This is a genomic window from Streptomyces sp. NPDC111520 (assembly GCF_055635295.1).
Map to the genome: position 1 here is coordinate 325,520 of NZ_JBVKBW010000004.1, position 7,855 is coordinate 333,374.

General features: G+C 72.7%; 5 protein-coding genes. All 5 read left to right on the plus strand.

The genetic code is table 11. The annotated features are described in order from the left end of the window. Positions 1 to 280 precede the first annotated feature (280 nt). Positions 281 to 1,498 carry a serine hydrolase domain-containing protein gene (locus ACZ7MY_RS11765; RefSeq protein ID WP_499601201.1) on the plus strand — a complete coding sequence of 406 codons (1,218 nt, stop codon included), beginning with the start codon at positions 281 to 283 and terminating at the stop codon, positions 1,496 to 1,498. 265 nt (positions 1,499 to 1,763) lie between these two features. Then, positions 1,764 to 2,528 (plus strand): thioesterase II family protein, encoded by a 765-nt coding sequence (locus ACZ7MY_RS11770; RefSeq protein WP_499601202.1) that lies wholly within the window; start codon positions 1,764 to 1,766, stop codon positions 2,526 to 2,528. A gap of 208 nt (positions 2,529 to 2,736) precedes the next feature. Next, positions 2,737 to 5,553: a helix-turn-helix transcriptional regulator gene (locus tag ACZ7MY_RS11775; protein ID WP_499601203.1), complete on the plus strand. Its 2,817-nt coding sequence runs from the start codon at positions 2,737 to 2,739 to the stop codon at positions 5,551 to 5,553. A 29-nt stretch (positions 5,554 to 5,582) separates the two neighbouring features. After that, positions 5,583 to 6,083 (plus strand): PH domain-containing protein, encoded by a 501-nt coding sequence (locus tag ACZ7MY_RS11780; protein ID WP_499601204.1) that lies wholly within the window; start codon positions 5,583 to 5,585, stop codon positions 6,081 to 6,083. Then, on the plus strand, positions 6,080 to 7,699 hold the full coding sequence (locus ACZ7MY_RS11785; RefSeq protein ID WP_499601205.1) for a PH domain-containing protein: 1,620 nt from the start codon (positions 6,080 to 6,082) through the stop codon (positions 7,697 to 7,699). Before ACZ7MY_RS11780 ends, ACZ7MY_RS11785 begins: the two co-directional genes overlap by 4 nt. Positions 7,700 to 7,855 lie beyond the last annotated feature (156 nt).

Genomic DNA, 7,855 nt, shown 5'->3' on the forward strand with positions numbered 1-7,855 from the left:
GGACGACCTGAGCCGGCGAGCGGTGAGGCGGCGAGCGGTGAGGCGGCGAGCGGTTCGGCGGCCGGCTCCCGGTCGAATGCGCCAAGTGCCCTGGTTTCACGGTGACTTGGCGGTGGCCGGATGTAGTGGTGCCGCCCCTGCGGCCGGCGCATCGGGCGCTACGGTCGGCGTCACAGAACCGGTGCGGGGCCGGTCAGTTGACGTGGAGCCGTGAGCGCTGCGGGCGTTCGGCCCGCGTGACTCCGTCCCGCGCTCCTTGACCGACGACAGAGAGAACCGGATGCGCTTCACCGTTGCGAGCATCACGCTCGCGAGCACCGCAGTGATCACCACCCTGGCCGCCTCGCCGGCCGTCGCCGCGACCCCGTCGCCGGCCGCCCCGGACATCGCCGGTGTCCTGGCCGTCCAGAAGCAGGCGATGGCGAACGGCGCCCCGGGCGCGCTGACCCGTATCGACTCGGGAGCCGTCAGCTACCGCATCGCCTCCGGGCAGGCGGACACCGTCGCCCGTACCGCGATGGACGCGGACCGGCGGTTCCGGGTCGGCAGCGTCAGCAAGAGCTTCACCACGGTGGTGCTGATGCAGCTGGTCGCCGAGGGCCGCATCGACCTCGACGCCCCGGCGAACGCCTACCTGGCCCGGCCGCTGCCGGACGACCGCATCACCGTGCGGCACCTGCTCAGCCACCGCAGCGGTCTGTGGGACTACACCAACGACATGTTCTACTACACCGTCCCGGGCTTCGAATCGGTGCGGAACAAGGTCTTCACGTACCAGGAGCTCATCGACCTCTCCACGGCCCACCAGCCGACCAACGAGCCCGGTGCGGCCTACAGCTACTCCAACACCAACTTCGTGGTGCTCGGCGCGCTGATCGAGGACGTCACCGGTGTCCCGATGGCGACCCACTACCAGCAGCGGATCTTCACTCCCCTCAAGCTGAGGAACACCTCCTACGTCCACCCGGACACCGCCATCTCCGGCTCCCACGCCCACGGCTACCTGCGCCCGGACGACACCACGCTGCCGCTGGTGGACTCCACCGAGCAGACCGTCTCCTGGGCCCAGTCCGCCGGTGCGGTGATCTCCAACGCCGCCGACCTCAACCGGTTCTTCTCCGCCCTGGTCTCCGGCAGGCTCGTGCCCGCGGCGCAGCTGCAGCAGATGATGACCATGGTCCCGGTCAACGCCGACGGCACCCAGTCCTACGGGCTCGGCCTGCGCGCCAGGAAGCTGTCCTGCGGTGTGACCGTCTACGGCCACACCGGCACCGTGCAGGGCTTCTACACGTACGCGTTCACCACGGCCGACGGCAAGCGCAGCATGACGTCCATGGCCAACACCTCCAACAACGGCACCGTCAACACCGTCCTCGGCGGCACCCTCGAAGCCGCGTTCTGCGGCACCACCGCCGCCAAGACCGCCACGCTCAAGTCCACCGAGGGCGAGACCTTCACCGAGGACATCGCCCCGCAGGTCGTCCGCCACAACCGGTAGTCACCGCGCTCCGGGTTCACCGGACCGGCGCCGCGCACCGGCACACCCCCCGGCCGGTGCGCGGCGGCGCCGCGACCGGGCCGTAGGGGCCCGGCCCGTGGACGTCCCACCAGGGGTGTTTCGCTGCCCGTAGGGGTGCCGATTAGGGGTACTCCCCGCTTCTGCCGCTCTGCTAGACATGGCGCTGTGAAGGAAACGTGTTCATGCCCATGGAGGCATCGGACACGCGATCCCATCCCGACGTTGAGTGGAAAGTCTCATTCAAGTGGCAGAAAACTTGGTCTCCAGCCGCTGGATCCGTCGCTACCACCCGTCGGAGGAGGCCCGGGTACGCCTGGTCTGCCTGCCGCACGCCGGTGGCTCGGCCTCGTTCTACTTCCCCATGTCGCAGGCGCTCGCCCCCGAGCTGGACGTCCTGTCGGTGCAGTACCCCGGGCGGCAGGACCGCAGGGACGAACCCGGTATCACCGACATGGCCGTCTACGCCGACGCGCTCACCAAGGAACTCCTGCCGTGGATCGACCGCCCGCTGGCCTTCTTCGGGCACAGCATGGGCGCCGTCCTGGCCTTCGAGGTGACACGGCGGCTGGAGCGCGACCACGGGGTGAGCCCGCTGCGGATCTTCGCCTCCGGGCGCCGCGCACCGTCGAGCCACCGGCACGAGACCGTCCACCTGCGCGACGACGACGGCGTCGTCGCGGAGATGCGTGAACTCAGCGGAACCGACGCGCGGATCCTCGGGGACGAGGAGATCCTCCGCATGGTGCTGCCCGCCATCCGCAGCGACTACACCGCCGTGGAGAACTACCGCGCGGCACCCGAGGACGGCGTGCGCGCGCCCATCACGGTGCTCACCGGCGAAACGGATCCGAGGACCAGCCGTGAAGAGGCCGAGGCCTGGGCGCGGCACACGACCGGCGAGTTCGAAATTCACTGTTTCGCCGGGGGTCACTTCTTCTTGGCGAACCATCAGGAACACATCATGAAGCTCGTCTCCGAGGGACTGACCTCGGCTGCCCGGACCCTCTGACCAGGCACTTCGGGCACAACGGGGGCGGAACCCGCCGGACATCGACGTCACGGCGGACAACCGCATGGGGCAGGGCCGGCACAACGGCCCGGCAGTCTGCACGAGCCCCGCGGTGCACAGGTGACAAGACGGCACGGCCCCGGCCCACCGGCACGGCCCGCTGTCGTCACGTCCTCCGTAGACGTGTGGTACCAGGAGGGGAAACTCCGTGTCGGCAAGGCTGTTCGAGCGCGAGAAGCAGCTGGGCACCCTGAACGAACTCCTCGGCAGCGCGATGCGCGGCCGGGGGCGGGTCGCAGTGATCAATGGGGCCGTCGCGAGCGGGAAGACCAGCCTCCTGGAGCAATTCACCGACGAGGCCGTCTCCGCCGGCGCGCTCGTCCTCGAAGCCTCGGGATCCCGCTCCGAGCGCTACCTGCCCTTCGGCATCCTGCGCAGGATCCTCGACAGCGCCGGACAACTGTCGCCCGAGGTCCATGCATACGCCACCGAACTGCTGGACACGGCCGCCGAGGAGACGGCGCAGACCGCCGACGGCACCGAGGCCGGCATGCGCGTCATGCCGCACCTGTCGACCGCCCTGCTGCGGCTCGCCGGGAACCGGACCATCGTCATCGCCGTCGACGACGTCCACCACGGCGACGAGCTCTCCCTGCACTTCCTGCTCTGCCTGGCCCGCCGCGTACGCCAGGCCCGCGTGCTGATCGTGCTCACCGAGGCCGTACGGCTGCGACCGGCGCAACTCGCCTTCCACGCCGAGCTGCAGCGCCAGCCCAACTGCACCGGCATCCGGCTGCGGCTGCTCACCCCCGAGGGCACCGCCGGCGTCCTCGGCGACCACCTGCCCGAGGCGGCGGTACGCCGGCTCTCGGCCGGCATCCACCAGACCACCGGCGGCAACCCGCTGCTGCTGGAAGCACTGCTGGAGGACGGCCCCACGGCCGGCCCCGGCGACACCTTCCGGCAGGCCGTCCTCGACTGCCTGCACCGCGGCGACCCCGAGATGCTGACCGTCGCGCGCGGCGTCGCCGTCCTCGGCGACGGCTGCTCCGCCGTACAGCTCAGCCACATCGTCGACCTGCACGTCAAGCCCACCGAGCAGGCACTGCAGGACCTCGAGCGGTGCGGCGTGCTCCACAAGGGCGCCTTCCGCAGCCCCGCAGCCCGCGAAGCCGTCCTGGACGCGGCGCCGCCCGCCGCGCTGTCCGCGCTCCACCTGCGGGCCGCCAGGCTGCTCCACCACGAGGGCGCCGCCTGCCTCGACGTGGCCCGTCACCTCGTGGCCGCCCGCCGGCACGTCGAGGAGTGGGCGATCCCCGTCCTCCAGGAGGCCGCCGAGTACGCCCTCATCGACGACCAGGACCAACTCGCGCTGCACTGCTGGGAACTGGCCGTCGCCTCGTGCCCCGAGGGCTCGCGGCGCGCCGCTCTCAAGTCCCGGCTGGTGAGCCTGGTGTGGCGCAGCAGCCCCGCCGCCGCCGAGAGCCACCTGCGGCAGCTCTGCCGCGAACTGGCCGCGGGCCGGCTCTCCGACCCCGACGTGATCCAGGCCGTGTCGGCGCTCGTGTGGATGGGACAGATCGAGGGCACGGGCGACGCACTGCGGCACCAACTGGCCGCAGCCGAACCGGCGTACGGCCCGGCCACCCTCGCCACCGCCCGGACCTGGCTGACGACGATCAGCCCGCCGCTCGCCGCCCTCCTCCCGGACGCCGCCCCGTCCGCCGGCCCGCCGCCCGGCGCCGCGGACGCTCCCGTCGCGGCCGGACCGGCCACGGCCGGCTACGACGCGGCGGACTGCGCCTACGTCCAGGCCGCCGGGACCGTCCTGACGGCCCTGCGCGAACGACGGGCCGACGCCGCCATCGCGGAGGCCACCGAGGTCCTGCAGCGCTACCACCTGGGCGACCGCACCGTACAGCCCCTCGTCGTCGCCCTGCTGACCCTGGTCTACGCGGGCCGCCTCGACCTCGCGCTCGCGTGGTGCGAACGGCTCCTCGGTGAGTGCTCCGCGCGCAACGCCCCCACCTGGCACGCCGCCCTCGGCGTCGTCCGCGCCGAGATCGCCCTGCGCCGGGGTGACCTGCCCGGCGCGGCGGCCCAGGCCCGCCAGGCACTGTCCCGGATCTGCACCCAGAGCTGGGGCGTCGGCATCGCCCTGCCGCTGTCCATCCTGATCGAGGCCGAGGTCCAGATGGGCAACCACGAGGAGGCGATGAGCCTGCTCGAACAGCCCGTCCCCGAGGCCATGTTCTCCACCTTCCTCGGGCTCCACTACCTCAGGGCGCGGGGCCGCTGCCACCTGGCGACCGGCCGCTACCACGGCGCGCTGCGCGACTTCCTCACGTGCGGCGAACTGATGGAGGCCTGGGACATGGACGCCGTGGAACTCGTCCCCTGGCGCTTGGACGCCGCCGAGGCATGGCTGGCCCTCGGCAACACCGGACGCGCCCGCGAGTACGCGGAACAGCAGAGCCGGCGCGACACCGGAATCGAGGGCAGCCGCTCCCGCGGCGCGCTGCTGCTCATGCTCGCCCGCACCGGAGGCGACCTCAAGTACCGGCTGGGGCGCCTCACCGAGGCCGTCGAGCTGCTGGAAGGCGGCGAGGACCGTCTGCAGTTCGCCGTGGCACTGGGTGAACTGGGCCGCGGGTACCGCGCGCTGGGCGACTTCAACCGCGCCCGGATCCTCGTCCGCAAGGCCTGGCACGTCGCCAAGTCCTGCGGCGCCGAGCCCCTGTGCCGGCAGTTCATGCCCGGCGGCCAGCCCGGCGCCGAGCCCGCCGAGGGCGCCGGCCGCGAGGCCGAACTCCCCAAGGAGGCCGAGGTCCTGTCGGAGGCCGAGGCGCGCGTGGCGCTGCTGGCCGCACGCGGGCACACCAACCGGGAGATCGCGACCAAGCTCTACGTCACCGTGTCGACGGTCGAGCAGCACCTGACCCGCATCTACCGCAAACTGCACGTGAAGCGCCGCCGGGACCTGCCGGCCCGGCTGTCCGACCTGAGCCTGACCGGCGTCGCCTGAGCCGGCGGCCGGTCGTGGAGGAGGCGGCAGTGGAACGCACGCACGACGTCGGGCTCCGGCCCCCGCGCCACCGCGTCGACCGGCGCGCGCCGGCCTGGTGGACGCTGCAGGCGGCGGTGTTCGCGCTGCCGCTGCCCCTGGTGTTCGGCCTGCTGTACCTGTTCATCCCGCCCGCGCGGTTCGTCTTCGGCTGGCTGTTCCTGGCCTTCCTCGTGCCCGGCGTCGCCTACACGGCCGTCATGCCCGCCTGGCGCTACCGGGTCCACCGCTGGGAGGTCACCGACGAGGCCGTCTACGCCGCTTCCGGCTGGCTCTGGCAGACCTGGCGCGTCGTGCCGCTGTCCCGTGTCCAGACCGTCGAGACCCTGCGCGGCCCCCTCCAGCAGCTCTTCGGACTGTCCGGGGTGACCGTCACCACCGCCTCCACCTCCGGCGCCGTGCGGATCAAGGGCATTGACCAGCGGACCGCGCGGGACCTCGTCGGACACCTCACGACGGCCACCCAGGCCACACCGGGAGACGCCACATGAGCGGGGGCCGAACGGGCGCGGCCGGGGCCGAGGGCACCGGCTGGCGCCGGCTCAGCCCCCGTCTGCTGCTGGTCAACCTCGGCATGCTCACCGGGCCGCTCGCGCTGTTCGCCCTGACGCTGCTCCTGACCGGTCCCGATCTGCAGGCCCTCATCTCCCTCGGCTCGCTGCTGACCACCTTCCTGGTGATCACCTGGATCGGTACGATGCGGCTGCTCACCACCCGCTTCCGGATCGCGGACGGCCGCGTCGAACTGCGCTCCGGGCTGCTCTTCCGCAGCGACCGCTCGCTCCCCGCCGACCGGATCCGCAGCGTCGACGTCCACGCCAAGCCGCTGCACCGCCTGTTCGGCCTCGTCTCCCTGCGCATCGGCACCGGCGGACAGGGTTCGCCTGCCGCCCGCGAACTGCGGCTGGGAGGCATCACCCGCGGCCACGCGGACGAGATCCGCCGGCTCCTGCTGGACCGGGACGGCCGGGCCGGCGCCGGAACCCGGGCCCCGGGGCCGGACGGGGACGGCCCGGGGCCCGGTCCCGTCGCCGAGCTGGACTGGGCGTGGCTCCGTTACGCGCCGTTGAGCCTGTGGGGGCTGGGTGCCGTCCTCATCGGGGTCGGCACGGTCGCGCGGGTCCTGGGCGAGATGAAGATCAACCCCCTGGACCTCGCCGTCGTCGTGGACCTCAGGGACCGCTTCGGCTCCGTCCCCTGGTGGTTCGGCGTCCTCACGACCGTCGTCGTCCTCCTCGTCGTCGGCGCCGCGCTCTCCACCGCGGCCTTCGTGGAGGGCTGGACCGGCTACCGGCTGGAGAGGGAGGGGGACGACGCCTACCGGGTCCGCCGCGGTCTGCTCGTCCACCGGTCCGTCACCATGGAACGCCGCCGCCTGCGCGGCGTCGAACTCGCCGAGCCCATGCCGCTGCGCTGGGCCGGCGCCGCCCGCCTGGACGCCGTCGCCGGCGGCCTCGGCAGCAACGAGGAGAACCGCAGCCGACGCTCGCTCACCCCCGCCGTGCCCCGACGGGAGGCCCTGCGGGTCGCCGCCGACGTCCTCGCGGAAGAGCTGTCCCCGACGGAGACGGCGGACCTGCGGCCGCACCCACCGGTCGCCCTGCGCCGCCGGACCAACCGCGGTCTGCTGGCCCTCGCGCCCCTCGTCGCCGGCCTGTTGGGACTGGGACCGTGGCTCGGACCCGTCCCCGTGCACGCGGCCTGGATCACCGCGCTCGTCGGCGTACCGGTCGTCCTCGCGCTGGCCCACGACGCCTACCGCGCCCTGGGCCACGCCCTGCGCGACCGCTACCTCGTCGTCCGCGCGGGCACCTTCACCCGCCGCACCGCCGCGGTCCACCACGAGGGCGTCATCGGCTGGAAGATCACCCGCACCGCCTTCCAGCGCCGCAAGGGACTGCTGACCCTCGGCGCCGCCGTCGCCGCGGGCGACGGCTGCTACAAGGTCCGCGACGTCGCGGTCGCCGACGGGCTCGCCCTCGCGGAGGAGGTGACGCCCGGGCTGCTCGGCCCGTTCGTCGAACGAGCGGCACGGAACGCGCCGCCGGACGGGACGGGCCACGGCACGCGGAACGCACCCGGGGGGCGGAAGGACACCCGTCCGTAACCGGAAACCCCGCCGGGAACCGTCACTTCGCGGGCCCGATTCCGCGTACCGCCGGAAAGGCCGCCCGGGAATTCTCGCCGTTCTTTCCGTTCTTTCTTGCAATTGCCGCCGAACTCCGCGCATCCTGGTGCAGTCGCACCTCAGACCGCTTGAGTC

What these genes read in the sequence shown, in the direction of transcription:
- ACZ7MY_RS11765 (WP_499601201.1), top strand. Translation starts at nt 281, where the DNA reads ATGCGCTTCACCGTTGCGAGCATCACGCTCGCGAGCACCGCAGTGATC.
- ACZ7MY_RS11785 (WP_499601205.1), top strand. Translation starts at nt 6,080, where the DNA reads ATGAGCGGGGGCCGAACGGGCGCGGCCGGGGCCGAGGGCACCGGCTGG.